The sequence below is a fragment of the Leisingera sp. ANG-Vp genome, assembly GCF_000813725.1.
In the GTDB taxonomy this organism is placed as follows: Bacteria; Pseudomonadota; Alphaproteobacteria; order Rhodobacterales; family Rhodobacteraceae; genus Leisingera.
In genome coordinates this window covers 1-21,042 of the sequence record NZ_JWLD01000033.1, presented here as the reverse complement: position 1 = coordinate 21,042, position 21,042 = coordinate 1, and the positions used below count along the sequence as shown (strand labels likewise).

Genomic DNA, 21,042 nt, shown 5'->3' with positions numbered 1-21,042 from the left:
GCTGCCCATGACCTCGCGCCGTGAATTTCTGACGGGCCTTATCGCCACCGGCCTTGTCCCGCAGGCCACATGGGCCAGCGCCGGCAGCCCCGCTTTCCTGTCAGCAGGCAAGGATGCAGGCGGAAATTTCCTGCTCGCAGGTCTGACCCGCAGCGGAGAGATCCTGTTCCGCCACCCCTTGCCCGCCCGCGGCCATGCCGCCGCCGCCCATCCCGTCCGCCCCGAGGCCGTTGCCTTTGCCCGCCGCCCGGGCCGCTTTGCCGATGTGATCGACTGCCGCACCGGCGCGGCCATCGCCCGGCTGCATCCTCCAAATGGCCATCATTTTTACGGCCACGGCACCTTCTCTCCCGACGGCAGCCGCCTGTTCACAACTGAAAACGATTATGAAAACGCCCGGGGCGTGATCGGTGTCTGGGACGCGGCAAAGGGCTACCGCCGCCTGACCTCTTTCAGCTCCGGCGGCATCGGCCCGCACGACATGCTCTTGCGCCGCGACGTGCCCGGGCTGGTGGTGGCCAATGGCGGCATCGAAACCCACCCCGACAGCGGCCGCGCCAAGCTGAACCTGCCAGACATGCGCCCGAACCTCAGTTACCTGAGCCTCGGCGGCACCCTTCAGGAACAGATGGAGCTGCCGCAGGAGCTGCACCTGAACTCGATCCGCCACCTGGCCATGCGCGCCGATGGCACCGTGGGATTTGCCATGCAGTGGCAAGGCGATGTCGGCGAGCTGGTGCCGATGGTTGGCCTGCACAGGCCGGGCACCCCGCCCCGCCTGATGGCTGACGACGATCCGCGGGTGCTGAAACTTCGCGGTTACGGCGGCTCCATTGCCTTTTCCCCGGATGGCACGCAGGTTGGCGTCACTTCCCCGCGAGGCGGGGTGCTGCAACTGATGGACACGGAAACCGGAGACCTGCTGCAGGAGCACCGGATGACCGATGTCTGCGGCCTAGCTCCCTCTGCCAACGGTTTCACCGCCAGCACCGGAACCGGCCAGGTCTATGAGGTCGCCGCCACTGGCAAACGCCCGCTGCACCGGGCCGGACTGGCCTGGGACAACCACCTGATCCAGATCGGCTGAACCTTTTCAAAACAGCTCAAGAAAGGCGCGCCCCCCGGCGCGCTTTTTTTCGTTTCCGGCCGAATGGAAGCCAAAACGAAAACAACAGGTGACTCCTCTTGCGCAATACGTTAGAGAACCGCAGCGAAAGGAAAGCAAATGGATGCTCTCAGCCGTCAGAACGAAATCATCTCGCTGCTGAACCAGCAGGACCGGGTCGAGGTCGAGGATCTGTCCCGGCGCTTTGGCGTCTCCCTGCAGACCGTGCGCGCCGACCTGCGCGACCTCTCGGCGCGCGGCGCCCTGTCCCGCGTGCATGGCGGCGCCGTCCGGGTCAGCACCGCCGCCAGCCAGGGCTATGAGGACCGCCGCAAGCTCAATGCCGGCAACAAGCTCGCCATGGCTGCGCTCGCGGCTGAGATGATCCCCGACAATTGCTCGCTTACCCTCAACATCGGCACCTCGACGGAACAGGTCGCACGGGCCCTGTCGGCGCATAGCGGCCTCACAGTGATCTCCAACAACATCAACATTATCAACATGATGATGGGGGGCCAGGCCAAGGAGCTGATCCTGGCAGGCGGCACGGTCCGGCAAAGCGACGGCGCCATCGTCGGCGAGGACGCAGTGGAATTCATCTCCCGCTACAAAGTGGACTTCGCCATCATCGGCGCTTCGGCGCTGGATGCCGATGGCGCGGTGATGGACCACGACGCCCGCGAAGTCTCGGTCGCCCGCGCCATCCTGAAAAACGCCCGCCAAAAGGTGCTGGTCTGCGACGGCAGCAAATTTGAGCGGTCCGCCCCGGTGCGGATCTGCGACGTGGCAGAGCTGGACGTGGTGATCACCGACCGCCCCGTGCCGGATGAATTCGCACAGGCCGCACAGGCGGCAGGCACCCGAATCCTCACCGCAGGACAAAACGAAAGCAGCGAAAATGACTGACACACCTGTCACGGACCTCTTCATCATCGGCGGCGGCATCAACGGCTGCGGCATCGCCCGCGACGCCGCCGGCCGCGGCCTCTCGGTGACGCTGGCGGAAATGAAAGACCTCGGCTGGGCCACCTCCTCGGCCTCGACCAAGCTGTTCCATGGCGGCTTGCGCTATCTCGAGTACTTCGAATTCCGCCTGGTCCGCGAAGCGCTGATCGAGCGCGAGGTGCTGCTGAAGGCGATGCCGCATATCTCCTGGCCGATGCGCTTTGTGCTGCCGTTCCACAAGGACATGCGGTTTGACAGCGAAACCCCGACATCGAAACTGCTCACCACCTTCATGCCCTGGATGAAAGGCCGCCGCCCGGCCTGGCTGATCCGCCTGGGGCTGTTCCTGTACGACAGCCTGGGCAAGCGCGGCATCCTGCCGGGCACGGCCAAGCTGGACCTCACCCGCGATCCGGCAGGCAAGCCCCTGAAAGACAAGTTCAAAACCGCTTTTGAGTACTCCGACTGCTGGATCGAAGACGCCCGTCTGGTGGTGCTGAACGCCCGCGACGCCCAGGCCCGCGGTGCCGAGATTCTGACCCGGACCCAAGTGCTGTCAGCCGACCGCCACGCCGATCACTGGGTGATCCGCACTAGGGACCATGCCACTGGCGAAGAGCAGGAGCACTGCGCCAGGATGCTGGTCAATGCCGGCGGGCCTTGGGTCGCCGATGTGCTGCACCAGAAGCTGGGTCAGAACAGCCGCGAGAACGTCCGCCTGGTCCGCGGCAGCCATATCGTGGTGCCGAAACTGTTCGACCACGGCCGCTGCTACTTCTTCCAAGGCACCGACGGGCGGATCATCTTTGCCATTCCCTACGAGGGCGATTTCACCCTGATCGGCACCACCGACGCCGACCATCCGGACCCGGGCACCGCGCCGCAATGCACCGAAACCGAACAGGACTACCTGGTTGATTTCGCGTCGCAATACTTCAAACAGCCGCTAAGCCGGGAGGACATCGTCTGGACCTATTCCGGCGTCCGCCCGCTCTATGACGATGGCGCCAGCTCGGCCACTGCAGCGACCCGCGAATATGTGCTGACGCTGGATCAGGCGCAGGCGCCGCTCTTGAACGTCTTCGGCGGCAAGATCACCACCTACCGCAAACTGGCCGAGGCGGCTCTGGCGAAAATCGGCGCGGCGTTCCCGCAACTGCCCTCTGACTGGACTGCAGGCGTGGCCCTGCCCGGCGGCGGATTTGAGGTTGCAGAGGTAGAGAACCTGAAAACCCGGCTTGCCGCCGAATACCCCTTCCTGACGCCCTACTGGGCCGCCCGGCTGATCCGTGCTTACGGGCTGGAGGCCTGGGAAGTGCTGGGCGATGCCAAATCCGCCGCCGACCTGGGCCAGGAGTTCGGTGCCACCATCACCGCCCGGGAACTGGACTGGGCGATTTCCCGTGAATGGGTACGCGCAGGCGACGACTACCTGTGGCGCCGCACCAAGCTGGGGCTGCGGCTGAATGAAGACCAGCGCGCGGCGGTGGATGCCTACATATGCGAAAAAGCCGTCCTGCGGGCAGCTTGAGCCTCATGCGCGATGACATGACGGCTATCAAAGGCCGGAGCACTCCCGCCCCTTTTCAATGAACCAAAGATTCCCTGAAAAGCGTTGGGCCGGGCGGGGGCGCTGCCAAAGGCAGCGCCCCCGCCCCCTGGCGATTTGCGAAGCAAAGCGCAAAACCTCAAGACCGCTCAATACTGCAACCCAAAGGGATTAGAATTCCACACCCTTCTGCGCCTTCACGCCGGCACGGAACGGGTGCTTAATCTGGCCCATCTCGGTCACCAGGTCGGCGATCTCGATCAGCTCTTCCTTGGCGTTGCGCCCTGTGAGCACCACATGGGTCATCGGCGGTTTCTTCTCCACAAGGAACTCCAGCACCTCTTCCAGGTCCAGGTACTCATAACGCAGCGCGATGTTGATCTCGTCGAGCAAAACCATGGTGTTGCGCTCGTCCAGGATCATCTCCTTGGCCTTCTCCCACCCTTTCTGCGCGGCGGCGATGTCGCGGGCCTTGTCCTGGGTCTCCCAGGTGAACCCCTCGCCCATGGCATAGAACTGGCAGAGATCGCTGAAATTTTCCTCGATCAGGGTGCGCTCGCCGGTCTGCCAGGCGCCCTTGATGAACTGCACCACGGCGGAGGGCATCCCATGGGCGATGCAGCGCATGATCATGCCAAAGCCCGAGGACGACTTGCCCTTGCCCGGTCCGGTATGGACGATGATCAGGCCCTTCTCGCCCTCCTTCGTCTTCATCATCCGGTCGCGCGCGGCCTTCTTCTTGGCCATCTTCGAGGCGTGGCGGGCGGCTTCTTCCTCTGAAATGACGGTTTCAGACTTTTCGCTCATGGTGTGCTCCAGCTGTTTGACCCCATGTCTTGACAAAGAAGCCTGCCATAGCGCAAGGGGGTTCCGCTGGTTCCTGTGAAAACAGGCGAAGAGGGAATGTGAAGGTCTGTCCAGACCGAAGCACAGCCGCCCCCGCGACCGTGACCGGATGAGGCCGCCATGCCACTGGGTGAAACCCCGGGAAGGCAGGATGGTCGGCAGGGCCCCGCGCCCTGGCATCCGCAAGCCGGGAGACCTGCCAGCAGGAGGAGAGATCAACGGGCGGGCGGGGTGTTCCGCGACCGGGTGAGGAGCTGGCACGATACGGCTCCTTTTCGGCCATCCCGCATGCCCTGCCGCGACAGGAGACGCGCCGATGGCTGACGATCAGGCGGGCAGCCCCGCCAGCAAACCGGGACCGGTCACGCTGACCGTGTGCCTTACATGCCGCAACGAAGGCGCCGACCCCGAGGCGACCCGTCCCGGCACCCTGCTGCATGATGCCCTGAAAGAGGCCGGCATGCCCGAAGGCGTGACACTTCGCGGTGTCAAATGCCTCTCGGCCTGCTCGCGCAGCTGCACCGTGCTGCTGACCGGCGGCGAGGAACGCTGGAGCTATGTCTACGGCGACATGGACCCCGAGGAGCACATCCCTGAGATCCTGGCAGGCACCGCCGCCTATGCCGCCACCGCCGACGGTCTCGTGCCCTGGCGCGAGCGCCCCACCGCATTCCGCAAACAATCCGTTGCCCGCATCCCGCCGGCCGCTTTCCCTTCCGAGGAGTAAACATGAGCGATCTCAACAAGATCCCCGTCACCGTCATCACCGGCTTCCTGGGTGCGGGCAAAACCACGCTGATCCGCCATCTGATGCAAAACCCGCAGGGCAAGCGCCTGGCGGTTGTGGTGAACGAGTTCGGCACCGCCGGTGTCGACGGCGACATCCTGAAGTCCTGCGCCGATGAAAACTGCCCGGCGGAAAACATCATGGAGCTGGCCAACGGCTGCATCTGCTGCACCGTAGCCGATGACTTCATCCCGACCATCGAACAGCTGATGGACCTGCCGGAAAAGCCCGATCACATCGTGATCGAAACCTCCGGCCTGGCCCTGCCAAAGCCGCTTCTGAAGGCCTTCGACTGGCCCGCGATCCGCTCCCGCATCACCGTCGACGGGGTGATCGCCCTGGCCGACGCCGAGGCTGTCGCCAAAGGCCAGTTCGCCCCCGATCTGGACGCCGTTGCTGCCCAGCGCGAAGCCGATGAGAGCCTGGACCACGAAACCCCGCTCTCCGAAGTCTTCGAAGACCAGGTCTCCTGCGCCGACATCGTGCTTCTGTCCAAGGCCGACCTGGCCGGCGATGAAGGCGTTGAGAAAGCCCGCGCCGTGATCGAGGCCGAAGCGCCGCGCAAGCTGCCGATCCTGCCGATGAGCGAAGGCGTCATCGACCCGCGCATCATCCTGGGCCTGGAAGCGGCTGCGGAAGACGATCTGGATGCCCGCCCCAGCCACCACGACGGCCACCACGACCATGAGCATGACGATTTTGAAAGCATCGTTGTCGAAATGGGCGAAGTATCCGATCCGGAAGCGCTGCAAAATGCCATCGTGAAACTCGCCCGCGAGCGCAATATCCTGCGCGTCAAAGGCTATGTCGCGGTGGAAGGAAAACCGATGCGGATGCTTGTACAGGCCGTGGGCGAACGCCTGCGTGCCCAGTATGACCAGCCCTGGGGCGCACAGCCGCGCAAGACCGCCCTGGTGGTCATCGCCGAGCATGACGACATCGACGAACAGGCCATCCGCGCCGAACTGGGGGCCTGAAGCAAGTGAAAACGAAGCGTCAGAGTTTGAACGGTCCAGCCCGGCGGCACGCCGGGCAGCGCCCGTCCCGCCCCCCACGGGGCGGGCGCTTCGCTTCCTGCCCCGCCGGGCCGGGCGCAGCCCTCTCCGCTACCAAACGACCCTCCAGGCAGGGAGCCTGACCCATGCATGTCGTCTTCCGCGAAAGCCACGGCCTTGACGAGACCGACACCCCGCAGGATCTGGGACAGACCCCTGCGGACCTGGTGGTGCTGTCCTTCTCCGACAGCGACCTCGGCGCCTTTGCTGCGGGCTGGCACCGGGCAGGCGGCAAGCTGCCCAGCCTCAGGGTCGCCAATCTCGTCGCGCTGAAACACCCGCTCTCGGTCGACGTCTACGCGGAACAGACACTTGAGGGCGCCAAGGGCGTCCTTGTCCGTCTCATCGGCGGCGAAAGCTACTGGTCCTACGGTCTCGCTACTCTGCAGGATCTCGCCCGCCGCAAGGGCATTGCGCTGGCGATCCTGCCCGCCGACGGCCGCGAAGATGCGCGCCTGGATGAGCTTTCCACCCTGCCCGTTTCAACCCTGCGCCGCCTGCAATCCCTGTGCGACGCGGGCGGCGCCGTTGCCGCCCAGGCCGCCCTGGCCCAGCTGTCGCTTGCCGCAGGCCTCTACGCAGGCCCCGTGCTCGGCCTCAAGTCTATGCCGCAGCACGGCTTCTACGACCCGGTCAAAGGCGTGCTGGCGGACCTGCCACCGCAGGACAAACCGCTGGTGCTGGTCAGCTTCTACCGCTCCTACCTCACCGCCGCCGACACCGCCCCGGTTGACGCGCTGATCGAAGAGCTCCGCGCCCGCGGCTACGCCGCCTACGGCGCTTTTGCCGCCAGCCTCAAAGCCCCTGCGGCCGCAGACTGGCTGCGCGAAAAGCTCCCCGAGCTGGCCCCTGCCGCCATCATCAACGCCACCGCCTTCTCGGCCCAGGGCACCGACGGCAGTGCCTCGCCGCTCAGCACCACCGGCTGCCCGGTATTCCAGGTTGCCCTCTCCACCGCCCGCCGCAAGGACTGGGCCGAGGCCGACCGCGGCCTCTCCCCCGCAGACCTCGCCATGCACGTGGTTCTGCCCGAGGTCGACGGCCGCATCTTTGCCGGCGTTGTCAGTTTCAAGTCACCAGGCAAAAAAGACCCGGAACTGCAGTATTCCCGCTTTGCCCACCGCGCCGATATAGACCGGATCAAAGCCGCCGTCGACCACGTTGAGGGCTGGCTGCGCCTCGCCAAGCTGCCCAATGGGGACAAACGCCTCGCCCTGATCCTCTCCACCTACCCGGGCCGCGACCATAACCTCGCCCATGCGGTGGGTCTCGACGCACTCGCCTCCTGCGATGAAATCCTGCGCGAGTTATGGGACCAGGGCTATACCGTTGAGCCGCAGGAAAACACCGGTCTGCGGCTGATGGAAGAGACCCTCAGCGTCCCCCTTTCCGATTACAAATCCGCTCTCGCCACCCTGCCGCAAGACCTGCAGGACACATTGACCGAGGCCTGGGGAGACCCGGAAGGCGACATTGACTGCTGCGATGGCGCTTTTCATTTCAAAGCTCTGCGTGCAGGCAATGCCCTGATCGCCCTGCAGCCGGAACGCGGCGAAGTGAAAACCCGCGTCGACGATTACCACGACCTCGACCGCACCCCGCGCCACGCCTACGTGGCCTTTTACCTGTGGCTGCGCACCCAGACCGACGCGCTGGTCCACATCGGCGCCCACGGCACGCTGGAATGGCTGCCCGGCAAAGCGGTTGCACTCTCCGGCGCCTGCTGGCCCGAGGTTCTGACCGGGCCGTTGCCGGTCGCCTACCCTTTCATCGTCAACGACCCGGGCGAGGCCGCCCAGGCCAAACGCCGCATCGGCGCTGTCACCATCGGCCACCTGCCGCCGCCCCTGGCGCAGACCAGCCTGCCCGAGGGCATGTCGCGCCTCGAAAGCCTGCTGGATGAGTATTCCACGGCCGACGGCCTCGACCCGGCCCGCCGCGACCGGCTGATTGATGACATCCGCGCCGAAGCGCAGGGCACAGGCGTTGAAGCTGACCTCGGCCTCACCCCGGACACCTCTCCGGCCGAAGCAATTACCCGCATCGACGCCTTTGTCTGCGACATCAAGGAAAGCCAGTACGGCGAAGGCCTGCATATCTTCGGCACCGGCCAATGCGGGCCCGAGGAGCGAGCAGGCCTGATGGCTGCGCTGAACGGTGAAATCGTTACTCCCGGCCCCTCCGGCTCGCCGTTCCGTGGCCGCACTGATGTGATCCCCACCGGGCGCAATCTCTTTACCACCGACCCGCGGGCGGTGCCGTCGCGGGCGGCGCATGCGCAAGGGGTCAAGCTGGCGGAAGAGCTGCTGCGCCGCCACCTGCAGGACCACGGCGACTGGCCCAAAGGGCTGGTGATCGACCTCTGGGGCTCCGCCACCATGCGCACCGCGGGCGAGGAGTTTGCCATGGCGCTGCATCTCGCAGGCCTGGCGCCCAAGTGGGACGAGAACTCCGAGCGCGTCTCCGGCTTCGAGGTGCTGCCGCTCTCCATGCTGAACCGCCCGCGCATCGATGTGACGCTGCGCGTCTCCGGCCTGTTCCGCGACGTCTTCCCGGGCCTTGCCCAGATGTTCGAAAGTGCCGCCGCCGCGCTGGCCCAGCGCGAGGAAACCCAGGCCGACAACCCCTATCTCACCGAGACCCCCCGCGTTTTCGGCCCTAAACCCGGCCAGTACGGCCTCTCGATGAACCCGCATCTGGACGACTACACCGACGCCGCCCGCCAGGCCGCGGGCGAGGCCTGGCTCAACGCCTCCTCCCACGCCATCGACGCCAAAGGCGCCATCAGCGACGCCCGAGAAGCGCTGGAAACCCGGCTGCAAACCGCCGACAGCTTTGTGCACCTGCAGGATCTGCCGGAAACCGACCTGCTGATCGCCTCCGACTACGCCGCGCATGAGGCCGGCTTTGCCGCCGCCATGGCCCGCATCGGCCAGGCAACGCCCGCGCTCTACCACATGGACGCGACCCGCCCGGACAAGCCGCAGGCGCGCTCCCTGGGAGAGGAAATCGCCCGTGTCACCCGCGCCCGCGCCGCCAATCCGGACTGGGCCACTGCGATGATGAACCACGGCTTCCGCGGCGCGGCCGAGATCTCCGCCACGCTGGACCACATGGCCGCCTTTGCCCATCTGGCACAGGTAGTGCAGCCGCATCTTTTTGACCTCTACTTCGAGGCCACCCTGGGCCGCGATGACCTGGTGGAATTCATGGAACGCGAAAACCCCGAGGCCCTGCAAGCCATGCGCGACCGTTTCCGGGCGCTGTTCGACGCAGGCCTCTGGAGCACCCGGCGCAACTCGATCATGGCCGACCTGGAGGGCGCCGCATGAATGGCGGAGCCATCTCCCAGACGCCGAAAGTCTACGGCTGGTGCCCGGGCGCTTTGCGGCCGATGATGTCCGGCGACGGGCTGGTAGTGCGGGTGCGCGCGCCGCTTGGTAAATTGACCGTTGATCAAGCGCGCGGTGTAGCAAGGCTTTCTCAAGACTTCGGCAACGGCCTTTTGGACATCTCCGCCCGCGCCAACCTGCAAATGCGCGGCATCCGCGAAGACGCCCATGAGGAACTGATTGCAAGCCTGCGCACCCTAGGCTTGATCGACCCGGATGCCCAGGCCGAAGCCCGCCGCAACGTCCTCCTCGCCCCCTTTTGGACGGAAGGTAACGACACCCACGCCATCGCCACGGAATTGAGCGCGGCTCTGACCGAAGCCGCAGACCTCGCCCTGCCCGGCAAATTCGGCTTTGCCGTCGACTGCGGCGGGACGCCGGTGCTCCAAGACACCGCCGCTGACATCCGCATCGAACGCGTCGGCGGGGCCCTGCTCCTGCGCGCCGATGGCGCGGTCACCGGCAAGCCCGTCACACGTGAATCCGCTGTGCCGGAAGCACTGGCACTTGCCCGCTGGTTCCTTGACCAGGGCGGCGCGCCCGAAGGCCGTGGCAGGATGCACCGTCTCATCGCGCGCCGCGGGCCGCCGCCGGCGCATGCCGCACCCCGGATAGACGCAAGCTTCGCCGCAAAACCAGGCACTGTACCCGCGGGGACACTTGCTGCTTTGGAATTCGGCCAGATGCCCGCCGCCACCCTGGCGCAGCTCGCAGAGCACGGTGAAATCCGCCTCACTCCTTGGCGCGCGCTGCTGGTGGAAGGCACCGCCGGCCTCCCGTCCCTGCCCGGCCTGATCCTTGATGCAACGGATCCGCGCCTGCAAGTGGTCGCTTGCACCGGAGCACCCGGCTGCCTGCAGGCGCTTTCCGCCACCCGCGATCTGGCACGGGACCTGGCGCCGCATGTCCCCGCAGGGACAAAACTGCATATCTCCGGCTGCGCCAAGGGCTGCGCCTGCCCAGGCCCCGCACCGCTCACCCTGACCGCAACCGGCCAGAACGAATTTTCCCTGATCCGCCATGGCACTGCCGCGGATCAGCCGCTAAAGACCCGCCTGAGCGCCGACGCGTTGCGCGCCGCTCCCGAACTTCTGAAAGAGGGCAGCTGACATGCTCCACACCTATGAAACCAACGGCGCTGCGATCTACGCCGAAAGCTTTGCCACCATCCGCCGCGAAGCCGATTTGGCCCGCTTCAACAAGGACGAGGAAAGCGTGGTCGTGCGCATGATCCATGCCGCCGGCATGGTGGGGCTGGAGGAGCATGTGCGCTTCTCCGACGGCATGGCTGAAACCGCTCGTGCAGCCCTTGCCAATGGCGCCCCGATCCTGTGCGACGCCTATATGGTCAGCGAAGGCATCACCCGCCCGCGCCTGCCCGCGGACAACGAGGTGATCTGCACTCTGCGCGACCCGAAGGTGCCGGAACTGGCCAAGGAAATGTCCAATACCCGTTCCGCTGCCGCGCTGGAGCTGTGGCGCCCGAAACTGGAAGGCGCCGTGGTTGCCATCGGCAACGCCCCGACCGCGCTGTTCCACCTGCTGAACATGCTTCAGGATCCGTCCTGCCCCCGCCCCGCCGCCATCATCGGCTGCCCGGTGGGCTTTGTCGGCGCAATGGAATCCAAAGAGGCACTGATGGAAGACCTGCCGGTGCCCTCGATGATCGTCAAAGGCCGCCTGGGCGGCTCCGCTATCACCGTCGCTGCCGTCAACGCACTGGCGAGCTGGAAAGAGTAATCCATGGGTACTGTCTTTTGCGCAGGGCTTGGCCCTGGTGATCCAGACCTGATGAGCGTCCGCTCGCACCGGCTGATCACAGGCGCACGCCACATCGCTTACTTCCGCAAGGCGGGCCGCCAGGGCCAGGCCCGCGCCATCGTCGAGAGCATGCTGGCGGACGGCGTCACCGAACACGCGATGGAATACCCGGTCACCACCGAGATCCATTTCTCCGACCCCGAGTACAACCGGGTGCTGGGCGAGTTCTACGACCGCTGGGCTGATACCCTGGCCGAGATCGCAGAAACCGAAGACGTGGTAGTGCTGTGCGAGGGCGACCCGTTCCTCTATGGCTCCTACATGCATCTCTACACCCGGCTGCAGGGCCGCGCCGCGCAGGAGATTGTGCCTGGAATCACCGGCATGTCCGGCTGCTGGACCGCCTCCGGCCAGCCGATCACCTGGGGCGACGATGTGCTGACCGTGGCGATGGCCACCCTCAGCGAGGATGAGCTGGCCAAGCGCGCTGCTGAGACGGACGCCCTGGTGGTGATGAAAATCGGCCGCAACCTGCCCAAGCTGCGCCGCGCACTGGAGCGTGCTGGCCGCGCAGATGATGCCTGGCTGGTCGAGCGCGGCACCATGCCCGGGCAGACCGTGCAGAAGCTCTCGGAGATCACCGGCGAGGTGCCTTATTTCTCCATCGTATTGGTTCACGGACAAGGACGCCGCCCATGAGCATGAGTGACAAAGGCTGGGTGGTGATTGCGGGCCTGGGCCCGGGCAACGAGGCGCTGGTGACCCAGGAAGTGCGAGACGCCATCGGCGAAGCCACTGATATCGTTGGCTATATCCCCTACGTCAAGCGCGTCGAGCCGCGCGATGGGCTGACCCTGCATGCCACCGACAACCGCGTTGAGGTCGACCGCGCCACCCATGCGCTGGAAATGGCGGCTGAGGGCAAGCGGGTTGTGGTGGTATCCTCCGGTGATCCCGGCGTGTTCGCTATGGCCTCTGCCGTGTTTGAGGCGCTGGAGAACAATGCTGAAGCTCAGCCCGAATGGCTGAATTTGGAAATCAAGGTGCTGCCAGGCATTACCGCGATGCTGGCTGCGGCTGCCGCCATCGGCGCGCCGCTGGGACATGACTTCGCGGCCATCAACCTCAGCGACAATCTGAAGCCCTGGAGCCTGATTGAGAAACGCCTGCAGCTGGTTGGCGAGGCCGGGCTGGCGATGGCGTTCTACAACCCGCGTTCCAAGTCGCGGCCGCATCAGTTTGCCCGCGCGCTGGAAATCCTGCGCGAGGCCTGCGGCGCGGAAACGCTGATCACATTTGCCCGCGACGTGACCAAGCCGGGCCAGGAGCTGCTGACCGTGCCGTTAAAGGACGCGACGCCCGAGATGGCCGACATGCGCACCGTTGTTATCGTCGGCAACCCTGATACCCGCCGGGTCGGCCATTACGTCTATACGCCGCGTTATGCGGCTGAGGGCTAAGGGTTAATTTGCGGGATGCGCCAGCCAGGCCATAACTTCTGCCACGCTGCCCATGACGGGGCGCTCAGGCACTTCGGGTCTGCCGATCATGATGACCGGCAATCCAAGGTCCCGTGCGGCAGTAAGCTTGGCCGCGGCACCGGTGCCGCCCGCATTCTTGGCCACCACATGGGTGATGCCATGGCGCTGCATCAGCGCGGTATCGCCCTGAACGTCAAACGGCCCGCGGGCGATCTCAACCGTGGTGCTGGGCAGCGGCAGGTCTGCCTCCGGCGTGTCTACCAAACGCAGCAGGTAGTGATGCTGGGGCTTGGCGGCAAATTGGCTAAGGTTCTGCTTGCCTATCGCAAGAAACACCCGGGCTGGCGCATCGGGCAGCGCATCCACGGCGCCTTCGATGCTGCCGGCATGGATCCAAGTGTCGCCGTCCCCGGCCTGCCAAACCGGGCGTTCGAAGGCGCAGAGCGGCACCCCCGCCGCGTTGCAGGCGTGTACCGCGTTGGTGCTCATCTGCTCGGCGAAAGGATGCGTCGCATCGACGACATGGGTGATGCCTTCTGCCTTCAGATACCCGGCAAGGCCGTCGGTGCCGCCGAATCCTCCAACACGGGTGGGCAGCGGCTGGCTGACCGGCTTGGCAGTGCGGCCTGCATAGGAGAACACCGCATCCGCGCCGGTTTCCGCGAGGGTTTTGGCCAAGGCCGAGGCCTCGGTGGTGCCGCCAAGAAGAAGGATGCGTGTCATGTCTGATGGCCTCTCGAACCCTTGGCTCACAATCATTGGTCTGGGCGAAAATGGACTGGAAGGCCTGAGTGATGCAAGCCGGAAGGCGCTGGCCGAAGCCGAAGCGGTTTTCGGCGGCCCGCGGCACCTTGAGCTGGCAGGCGCAGGCGCCAAGGGGCAGCCCTGGCCGGTGCCGTTTTCGACCGAACCCGTTCTGGCGATGCGCGGGCGGCGCGTGGTGGTTCTGGCCTCGGGCGATCCGTTCTGGCACGGGGCCGGCGGCTCGCTGATGCGTGATCTTTCGGTGGAGGAATGGGTGTCGTACCCGGTGCCGTCGTGTTTTGCGCTGGCCGCCAACCGCCTGGGCTGGAAGCTGGAGGACGTGCTGTGCCTCGGCCTGCATGCGGCGCCTTATGCTCGGCTGCGGCCGCTCTTGGGCCGCGGTGTGCGGGTGATCTGCACCCTGCGCGACGGTAGCGCCCCGGCGGAGCTGGCGGCCTGGCTGGTTGAGAACGGCCAGCCGGATGCAAAGCTCTGTGTGATGGAGCGGCTGGGCGGCCCCCGCGAACAGCTGCACCGCACCACGGCAGAGGGCTGGGATGTGCCGCAAGGGGGGGCTCCGGTCCTTATGGCCATCGAGGCCATGCGGCCCGGGCTGCCGCAGGCTTCGGGGCTGGCGGATGCGCAATTCGCCAGCGACGGGCAGATTACCAAGCGGCCGGTGCGGGCCCTGACGCTGTCAGCGTTGGCGCCGCGGGCGGGCGAGCTGCTGTGGGATATCGGCGGCGGCTCAGGCTCGGTCTCTGTGGAGTGGTGCCTGGCGGCGCGGGGGGCGCGGGCCATCACCTTCGAGCCACGCGAAGACCGGCTGGAAAACATCCGCGCCAATGCGGCTGCGTTCGGGCTGGATCACCGGATCACCGCGGTGCTCGGCAAGGCGCCGGATGTGCTGGAGGGCCATCCCCTGCCCGATTGCGTGTTTATCGGCGGCGGCGGGTCCCAGGCGCTGCTGGACCACCTGTGGGAGATCCTGCCCGAGGGCACGCGGCTGGTGGCAAATGGTGTGACGCTGGAGACGGAAACGCTGCTGATGCAGGCCCATGCCGCGCGCGGCGGGCATCTGCTGAAGGCCGAGATTGCCGAAGCCGGGCCGCTGGGCTCGATGCGCGACTGGCGCCGGGCACGGCCCGTGATCCAATGGAGTGTCACGCGATGAAAGTGGCAGGCATCGGATTTCGCGGCGCCGCCACAGCGGCGGATCTGCAGGTGGCTTTGGAGCTGACCGGAGAGCAGGTGGATGCGCTGGCCTCTGTCGCCGAAAAAGCCGCAGCGCCAGCCATGCAGGCGTTTGCCCAGGCCGCAGGGCTGCCGGTGATTGCGCTGCAGGAACAAGATATTGCCGGAGAGCAGACATTGACCTGCTCGCCAAGGATCAAGGCGCGGTTCGGCACCGGCTCGCTGGCGGAAGCCGCGGCGCTGGCCGGAGCGCGCCACGGGGTACCCGGTGCGAAATCGCGCCTGCTGGCCCCGAGAGTTGTCACCGCGGATGGGCTTGCCACCGCGGCCATAGCAGAAAGACTTGAGCCATGACCGTTCACTTCATTGGCGCCGGACCGGGCGCTGCCGACCTTCTGACTCTGCGCGGGCGCGACATCATCGCATCCTGCCCGGTGTGCCTTTATGCGGGCTCGCTGGTGCCGGAGGAAATCCTGAGCCATTGCCCGGCAGATGCGAAAATCGTGAACACTGCGGCGATGGATCTGGATGCCATCGTGGCGGAAATCAAAGCAGCCCATGAGGCAGGCCAAGACGTCGCCCGCCTGCATTCGGGCGACCTGTCGGTGTGGTCGGCGATGGGCGAGCAATTGCGCCGCCTGAAGGCTGAGGGCATCCCTGTCAGCGTTACCCCCGGCGTGCCGTCCTTTGCTGCCGCTGCTGCGGCGCTGGGAACCGAGCTGACCCTGCCCGGCCTCGGCCAGTCGGTGGTGCTGACCCGCACGCCGGGCCGCGCATCCTCGATGCCTGAGGGTGAGTCGCTGGAGAATTTCGCGCGCACCGGCACCACGCTGGCGATCCACCTGTCGATCGGCAATTTGGACCATGTGGTGGACAGCCTGACGCCGCATTACGGCGGTGATTGCCCGGTGGCGGTGGTCTACCGCGCCAGCTGGCCGGATCAGCAGATCCACCGCGCCACGCTGGACACTCTGAAAGAGACGCTGGACGAGAAGATCTCCCGCACCGCGCTCATTCTGGTGGGACCTGTGCTGAAGGGCGAAGGCTTTGACGAAAGCTGCCTCTACTCCACCGACTACGACCGCCGCTACCGGCCGCAGACCGCCGACAGCCCGTGGTCGAGCTGGAGCCATGGCGACGACTGAGGGAACCACGACAATGACCAACATGAACCCTCCCGGGCTGATGATCTCGGCGCCCTCCTCGGGCACCGGCAAGACCACCGTGATGCTGGGCCTTCTGCGGGCACTGGCCGAGGACGGGTTGACCGTTCAACCCTATAAAAGCGGCCCGGATTACATTGATCCGGCCTTTCACCTGGCAGCCGCCAAGCGGCCGAGCTTCAACCTGGACACCTGGGCCATGGACGGCGGGCTGCTGGATGCAGTCACGGCACAGTCGGCAGGCGCGGAAATCTGCGTCGGCGAAGGCTCCATGGGCCTCTATGACGGTGTGGCGACGCGCGGCCAGTCGGGCTTTGGCTCCTCCGCCGAAACCGCCAAGCGCATGGGCTGGCCGGTGGTGCTGGTTGTCGATGTGGGCGGTCAGGCGCAGTCTGCTGCGGCCACCGCACTGGGGTTCAGAAACTACGATCCGGAGCTGCCCTTTGCCGGGGTGATCCTGAACCGGGTTGCCAGCCCGCGCCATGAGCGGCTGACGCGCCTGGGCATGGAGAAAGCGGGCATCAAGGTGCTGGGCTCCCTGCCCCGCCGCGGCGACCTGACCCTGCCGGAACGGCATCTGGGCCTGATCCAGGCGGTGGAGCACCCCGATCTGGAGGCCGCGATTGCCGGCTATGCCGCCTTCCTGCGCGAGCATGTGGATCTGGACGCGATCAAGGCTGCTGCAATGGCAGGCCAGGCGCCCGCCCCCGCCCGCCTGCCAACGCCGCCCGCACAGCGGATTGCGCTGGCGCGCGACGCCGCATTTTCCTTTACCTACCCGCATCTGCTGACCGGCTGGCGCGCGGCCGGTGCCGAAATCCTGCCGTTTTCGCCGCTCGCCGATGAGGCGCCTGCAGCGGATGCCGATCTGGTCTGGCTGCCCGGCGGCTATCCTGAGCTGCATGGCGGCACGCTGGCCGCGGCGGAAACCTTCCGCGCAGGGCTCCGCAAACACGCGGAAACCAAGCCGGTGCACGGCGAATGCGGCGGCTATATGGCCCTCGGCGAAGCTCTCATCGACAAGCAGGGCACCCGCCACCAGATGCTGGGCCTCCTGGGTCTTGTCACCTCTTACGAGAAGCGCAAGTTCCACCTCGGCTACCGCCGTGCCATTCTGGAAGCCGCTATGCCGGGCTTTGGCGCAGGCACCGCGCTGCGGGGCCATGAGTTCCACTATTCCACCATTCTGGAAGAACCCGATGCGCCCTTGGCCAATGTCATGGACGCCGACGGCAACCCGGTGCCGGAGACCGGCTCAATCAAGGGCCATGTGACCGGCACCTTCTTCCACCTGATCACCGGAGAAAGCGCATGAGCGGCTTTGTCTCCTTTGTATCCTCCGGCCCCGGCGACCCGGAACTGCTGACCGTCAAGGCGGTGAAGCGGCTGGAAGCCGCGGATGCGGTGCTGTTTGACGACCTGTCCTCCGGCCCGATCCTGAGCCATGCGCGCGCCGACGCCGATCTGGTGGGCGTGGGCAAGCGCGCCGGGCGCCCCTCGCCCAAGCAGGACCATGTGAGCCGGCTGCTGGTGGACTATGCCGCATCGGGTCTGAAGGTGGTGCGCTTGAAATCGGGCGACTCCGGCGTCTTTGGACGGCTCGAGGAAGAGATCACCGCGCTGCGCGAAGCAGGTATCGGTTTCGAGATCGTGCCCGGTGTCACCGCGGCCTCGGCAGCGGCAGCAGCAGCAAACATTCCGCTCACCCGGCGTATGACAGCACGGCGGCTGCAGTATATCACCGGTCATGACGTGACCGGCGGCCTGCCCGACAACCTCAACATGGCGGCGCTGGCCGATGCGGAGGCCACGACCGTGGTCTATATGGGCAAGCGCACCTTTGCAGGCCTGTCGGAAAAGCTGATGGAAGCCGGGCTGCCGAGAAGCACGCCTGCACTGGTCGCGCTGGGAGTTTCGACCCCGGAGCAGTCGCTGCACCGCCATACGGTGGGCGAGCTGCCCGCACTGCTGCGGGAGATGGAGACCACCGCTCCGGTGCTCATCCTTTATGGCCCGCTGGCAGAGCCGGAATGAGCCTGAAAGCTGAGAAAGACCCCGCCATGATTGAGCTTTCCCTGATCGGTATCGGAACCGGCAATCCGCAGCACCTGACGCTGCAGGCAATTGAGGCGCTGAATGCGCAGGACCTGATCCTGATCCCCAACAAGGGGGCCGGCAAGCACGACCTGGCCGGGCTCAGGCGCGAGATCTGCAGCCGGGCAATCCGCGGCGGCGGCCCGAAGATCGTCGAGTTTTCCCTGCCGGTACGCGACGAAGCAACCAAGAGCTACCGCAAGCGGGTGGATGACTGGCACGACGCCATTGCAGAAATTTGGTGGCAGAACATCACTGCCAATCTGCCGGCGGGCGGCAAAGCCGGGTTTCTGGTTTGGGGCGATCCGTCGCTTTACGACAGCACCATGCGGATTGCCGAGCGGCTGAAGGCGCTGGCCGAGATCAGGCTGACGGTGATCCCCGGTATCACTTCGGTACAAGCACTGACCGCCGCGCATGCGATCCCGATCAACGAAATTGGCGCCCCCTTCACCATCACCACGGGCCGCCAGCTGCGCGAAACCGGCTGGCCGGACAGCGCGGACACGCTGGTAATCATGCTGGACGGCGAATGCTCCTTCCAATCCATTGATCCGGCAGGCGTGGAGATCTACTGGACCGCCTATGCCGGAATGGAGAACCAGATCTCCATTGCCGGTCCCTTGGATCAGGTGTCGGAGCGGATCATCGAAACCCGGGCGCAGGCCCGGGCTGAGCATGGCTGGATCATGGACATCTACCTGCTGAGGCGGGGCTGAGCGGCTGTCTCAACCGCGGTACAACGCCTGGAAACGGGAATGCGTTTCCAGGCTGTTGAACGCAGCAATTCTCGCCTCGGCTTTCACCCGCGCTGCCAGTTGTTTCTCGTGCAGCACCGCAATCAGCGCACCTGCGCTGAGGGCGCTTTCACGAGTGGCTTCGGCGCCGGCTGCGAACTTCAGCAGCGCCGCCTGCTGAACCGCGCAATCATTGAATTCTCCCAGAGTGTTCTGCAGTTTCTTCAAGGGCTTCAACAGTGGTCTCAACTCGCGGGCAGGAAACAACGGAGCAAACAGCTCTATCAGATAGCGCAATCTCTTACAGCAGACACGCAGCTTGTGAACCTCGTCATCCGGTGTTGCGGGCGTGATGCCGCCGGCAATCCTGCGGACCTTGCCGTAGCGTTTCCAAATCAGTTTCCGCGCAAACTCCAGCGCCGGGAGCTGTCCCCTGGGCCCCGCCGCTGGAACCGTGCNNTTAGATCCGCGCCCCTCAGCTTGTAAACGCCGCGGATTTTATGCCGCCCGCGGGCCATGAACCAATCCGCCAGCCGCCTGGGATAGTAGCTGGCGATCACCCGGCTGAAATATTCGAATTCCGCCGGAGCCAGACGATGCCCGCCGCGAGAGGGGCCATGGAAGCCGAAAACCGTGCCTGGCGTGACGCATGTGCCGGGAAGGCCCAGGAACATGGTGCAGGTGGAATAGCAGACCCGGCCCCGGATCTGCACTGAAAGGCCAGCCTCCAGAATGTGCTCTATTTCTCTCAGCCGGTCAGCCAGATCCCCGCCGCGGTCCGTGCTGACAATGTAAGGTGCGGCTGCCGCTTGCACGGCAGCTAGTGAGAGAACCGTAAACAGCCGCATGAACATGTGCCCCCCCGATCGCTGTGTTCGCCAAAAATGGGGGGTACAAATTAAAGTAGAGGCTGAACTCTGACGGACAAGTTCAGTGGTGTTTTCCTTCCTGCATGCGGGGGGAGCGGGCCTGCGCCTGGGCCGGGGTTGGGGGCGGAAACGCAGAGCATCCAAATGTCTGGTCAGATGGAAACCTGCTTAGCCTGAGGCGTGGAATTAGCAAGCCTGGGCCCTAGGTTGATGCCTGGGCGCATTCGATGCGCCTGATCTTTTTGGGAGAACATCAACCGGGCCTGTGCATATGTCGGAGATCAGACAGTTCTTCTGGGTCACGCCGCAAGCCGGGGGCGGCTTGGCACTGGCCGGAGAACACGGGGAACTGCGTCTGCTCAAAGGAAAGGCCGGTAAGCCGAAGCGGTTTACCGCCTGGGATTGCTTCGGCGGCTCGATCCGGGCCAGCGGCCAGCTGTTGCTGGAAAGCGGCAGCAAGCTGTTTCTAATAGGGCCGGGGCACATCCTGCAGCAATCCGGCAAACGCGGCGGCAATTTCCTGGACGACCTGCGCGAAGGGCCGGTCAAGGCGGCCTTGGCAGGTGTGTTCCCGTTCCGCTGCTTGCTTCCTGTGGCGGAGGGGGCGCTGATCCGCTCCAGATACCCGGCTGTCTGGCGGCAGAAGGCTTGCGGAACACTGGAGTGCTGGGCATTCTCCGTGCCGGCCGGACCGGCCGCTCTCGTCGGATTGCAATGCGAGGCAAACCCGGACGGGCAGGCAATTGCGGACCAGCTTGCAAGACACGGCGCCGTGCCTGCCCGCCCTGCGGATGCCTATGCGCGCCTGGCCCCGCACCGGCCCGCTTACTCCCTGAAACCTCCAGTGCCGCTGACACCGGAGCAGCCGGCGGCGGAGGCCGCGGCTGCGATCATCCGGTCCTGCCTCGGCGTGGCACGGCAGAATGAACCGGGGATCATCTCGGACCTTGATACAGAATTCCTGCATGACTACCGGATTTCCCTGCGCCGGATCCGTTCTGCGCTGACTCTGTTCAAGGGCGTCTTCACACCAGAAGAAACCCGGCGGCTGAAACAGGTATTCTCCAACCTGATGGCCGCTACCAGCCGGCTGCGCGACCTGGATGTCTGCCTGCTTCAGCGTCCCCGGTTCTACGCGCAGGTGCCGCAGGCGTTGCATTCCGGGCTGGACTCGATGTTTGCCGCCTTTGCGGCGGAACGGGAGCATTGCCACCGGCAGCTTGCCCTGCACCTGGCCGGCGCGCGCCGCAAATGGCAATTCGCGGCGTTGCAGGCGGAGTTTGCTGAGGGCACGGTTCCAGCGGCGGGGGCCCGGGGGGC

At 65.6% G+C, this 21,042-nt stretch carries 19 protein-coding genes, 1 pseudogene and 1 riboswitch; of the genes and pseudogenes, 17 read left to right on the top strand and 3 right to left on the bottom strand.

The window, feature by feature from the left end:
• The first annotated feature begins 7 nt into the window (after positions 1–7).
• From RA20_RS11930 to glpD, 3 genes are all read left to right on the top strand, one after another.
• Positions 8–1,087 (top strand): DUF1513 domain-containing protein, encoded by a 1,080-nt coding sequence (locus tag RA20_RS11930; protein WP_039128740.1) that lies wholly within the window; start codon positions 8–10, stop codon positions 1,085–1,087.
• Between the two features lie 138 nt (positions 1,088–1,225).
• On the top strand, positions 1,226–2,011 hold the full coding sequence (locus RA20_RS11925) for a DeoR/GlpR family DNA-binding transcription regulator (RefSeq protein ID WP_039128738.1): 786 nt from the start codon (positions 1,226–1,228) through the stop codon (positions 2,009–2,011).
• Positions 2,004–3,581, top strand: coding sequence for a glycerol-3-phosphate dehydrogenase (glpD, locus tag RA20_RS11920; protein WP_039128735.1), 1,578 nt, complete (start codon positions 2,004–2,006; stop codon positions 3,579–3,581). The genes RA20_RS11925 and glpD overlap by 8 nt, the downstream gene beginning before the upstream one ends.
• A 189-nt stretch (positions 3,582–3,770) precedes the next feature.
• Here the strand turns inward: glpD and cobO are convergent, their stop codons facing one another.
• Positions 3,771–4,406 (bottom strand): cob(I)yrinic acid a,c-diamide adenosyltransferase, encoded by a 636-nt coding sequence (gene cobO / locus RA20_RS11915; RefSeq protein WP_039128733.1) that lies wholly within the window; start codon positions 4,404–4,406, stop codon positions 3,771–3,773.
• 50 nt (positions 4,407–4,456) lie between these two features.
• A riboswitch (cobalamin riboswitch) is annotated at positions 4,457–4,663 on the top strand.
• Between the two features lie 98 nt (positions 4,664–4,761).
• Between cobO and RA20_RS11910 the strand changes: the two genes are divergently transcribed.
• The 7 genes from RA20_RS11910 (at position 4,762) to cobJ (ending at position 12,900) form a co-directional block, all read left to right on the top strand.
• Positions 4,762–5,172, top strand: coding sequence for a DUF1636 family protein (locus RA20_RS11910; RefSeq protein ID WP_039128730.1), 411 nt, complete (start codon positions 4,762–4,764; stop codon positions 5,170–5,172).
• Positions 5,173–5,174: 2 nt separating this feature from the next.
• On the top strand, positions 5,175–6,209 hold the full coding sequence (cobW, locus tag RA20_RS11905) for a cobalamin biosynthesis protein CobW (RefSeq protein ID WP_039128726.1): 1,035 nt from the start codon (positions 5,175–5,177) through the stop codon (positions 6,207–6,209).
• 164 nt (positions 6,210–6,373) lie between these two features.
• Positions 6,374–9,619, top strand: a complete 3,246-nt coding sequence (gene cobN, locus RA20_RS11900; protein ID WP_039128723.1) for a cobaltochelatase subunit CobN — start codon at positions 6,374–6,376, stop codon at positions 9,617–9,619.
• The gene (gene cobG / locus RA20_RS11895) at positions 9,616–10,788 is read left to right on the top strand and encodes a precorrin-3B synthase (RefSeq protein WP_039128720.1); all 1,173 of its coding nucleotides are present in this window, start codon (positions 9,616–9,618) and stop codon (positions 10,786–10,788) included. The genes cobN and cobG overlap by 4 nt, the downstream gene beginning before the upstream one ends.
• A gap of 1 nt (position 10,789) precedes the next feature.
• A complete protein-coding gene (locus RA20_RS11890) occupies positions 10,790–11,419 on the top strand; it encodes a precorrin-8X methylmutase (RefSeq protein WP_039128716.1) in 630 nt (209 codons plus the stop codon).
• 3 nt (positions 11,420–11,422) lie between these two features.
• On the top strand, positions 11,423–12,139 hold the full coding sequence (gene cobI, locus RA20_RS11885; RefSeq protein ID WP_039128714.1) for a precorrin-2 C(20)-methyltransferase: 717 nt from the start codon (positions 11,423–11,425) through the stop codon (positions 12,137–12,139).
• The gene (cobJ, locus tag RA20_RS11880; RefSeq protein ID WP_039128712.1) at positions 12,136–12,900 is read left to right on the top strand and encodes a precorrin-3B C(17)-methyltransferase; all 765 of its coding nucleotides are present in this window, start codon (positions 12,136–12,138) and stop codon (positions 12,898–12,900) included. The genes cobI and cobJ overlap by 4 nt, the downstream gene beginning before the upstream one ends.
• A 3-nt stretch (positions 12,901–12,903) precedes the next feature.
• On the opposite strand, the gene RA20_RS11875 is transcribed toward cobJ, so the two are convergent.
• A complete protein-coding gene (locus RA20_RS11875) occupies positions 12,904–13,644 on the bottom strand; it encodes a cobalt-precorrin-6A reductase (RefSeq protein ID WP_039128709.1) in 741 nt (246 codons plus the stop codon).
• On the opposite strand from RA20_RS11875, the gene RA20_RS11870 reads away from it, so the two are divergent.
• Genes RA20_RS11870 through cobF form a run of 6 tightly spaced genes read left to right on the top strand, consistent with a single transcriptional unit; the run spans position 13,643 to position 18,835 of the window.
• A complete protein-coding gene (locus tag RA20_RS11870) occupies positions 13,643–14,839 on the top strand; it encodes a bifunctional cobalt-precorrin-7 (C(5))-methyltransferase/cobalt-precorrin-6B (C(15))-methyltransferase (protein WP_039128706.1) in 1,197 nt (398 codons plus the stop codon). The two genes, RA20_RS11875 and RA20_RS11870, sit on opposite strands and share 2 nt — an antisense overlap.
• On the top strand, positions 14,836–15,213 hold the full coding sequence (locus RA20_RS11865) for a cobalamin biosynthesis protein (RefSeq protein ID WP_039128703.1): 378 nt from the start codon (positions 14,836–14,838) through the stop codon (positions 15,211–15,213). Before RA20_RS11870 ends, RA20_RS11865 begins: the two co-directional genes overlap by 4 nt.
• Positions 15,210–16,004 (top strand): precorrin-4 C(11)-methyltransferase, encoded by a 795-nt coding sequence (gene cobM, locus RA20_RS11860; RefSeq protein WP_039128700.1) that lies wholly within the window; start codon positions 15,210–15,212, stop codon positions 16,002–16,004. Before RA20_RS11865 ends, cobM begins: the two co-directional genes overlap by 4 nt.
• Before the next feature lie 13 nt (positions 16,005–16,017).
• Positions 16,018–17,337, top strand: a complete 1,320-nt coding sequence (locus tag RA20_RS11855; protein WP_039128696.1) for a cobyrinate a,c-diamide synthase — start codon at positions 16,018–16,020, stop codon at positions 17,335–17,337.
• A complete protein-coding gene (cobA, locus tag RA20_RS11850; protein ID WP_039128694.1) occupies positions 17,334–18,056 on the top strand; it encodes a uroporphyrinogen-III C-methyltransferase in 723 nt (240 codons plus the stop codon). The genes RA20_RS11855 and cobA overlap by 4 nt, the downstream gene beginning before the upstream one ends.
• Positions 18,057–18,082: 26 nt before the next feature.
• Positions 18,083–18,835: a precorrin-6A synthase (deacetylating) gene (cobF, locus tag RA20_RS11845; protein ID WP_039128774.1), complete on the top strand. Its 753-nt coding sequence runs from the start codon at positions 18,083–18,085 to the stop codon at positions 18,833–18,835.
• Between the two features lie 9 nt (positions 18,836–18,844).
• On the opposite strand, the pseudogene RA20_RS26385 reads toward cobF, so the two are convergent.
• Positions 18,845–19,311, bottom strand: a pseudogene (locus tag RA20_RS26385) (CHAD domain-containing protein); the annotation flags it as partial.
• A 682-nt stretch (positions 19,312–19,993) separates the two neighbouring features.
• Between RA20_RS26385 and RA20_RS11830 the strand changes: the two are divergent.
• A partial coding sequence (locus RA20_RS11830; protein ID WP_152618494.1) for a CHAD domain-containing protein occupies positions 19,994–21,042 on the top strand: 1,049 nt, incomplete at its 3' end.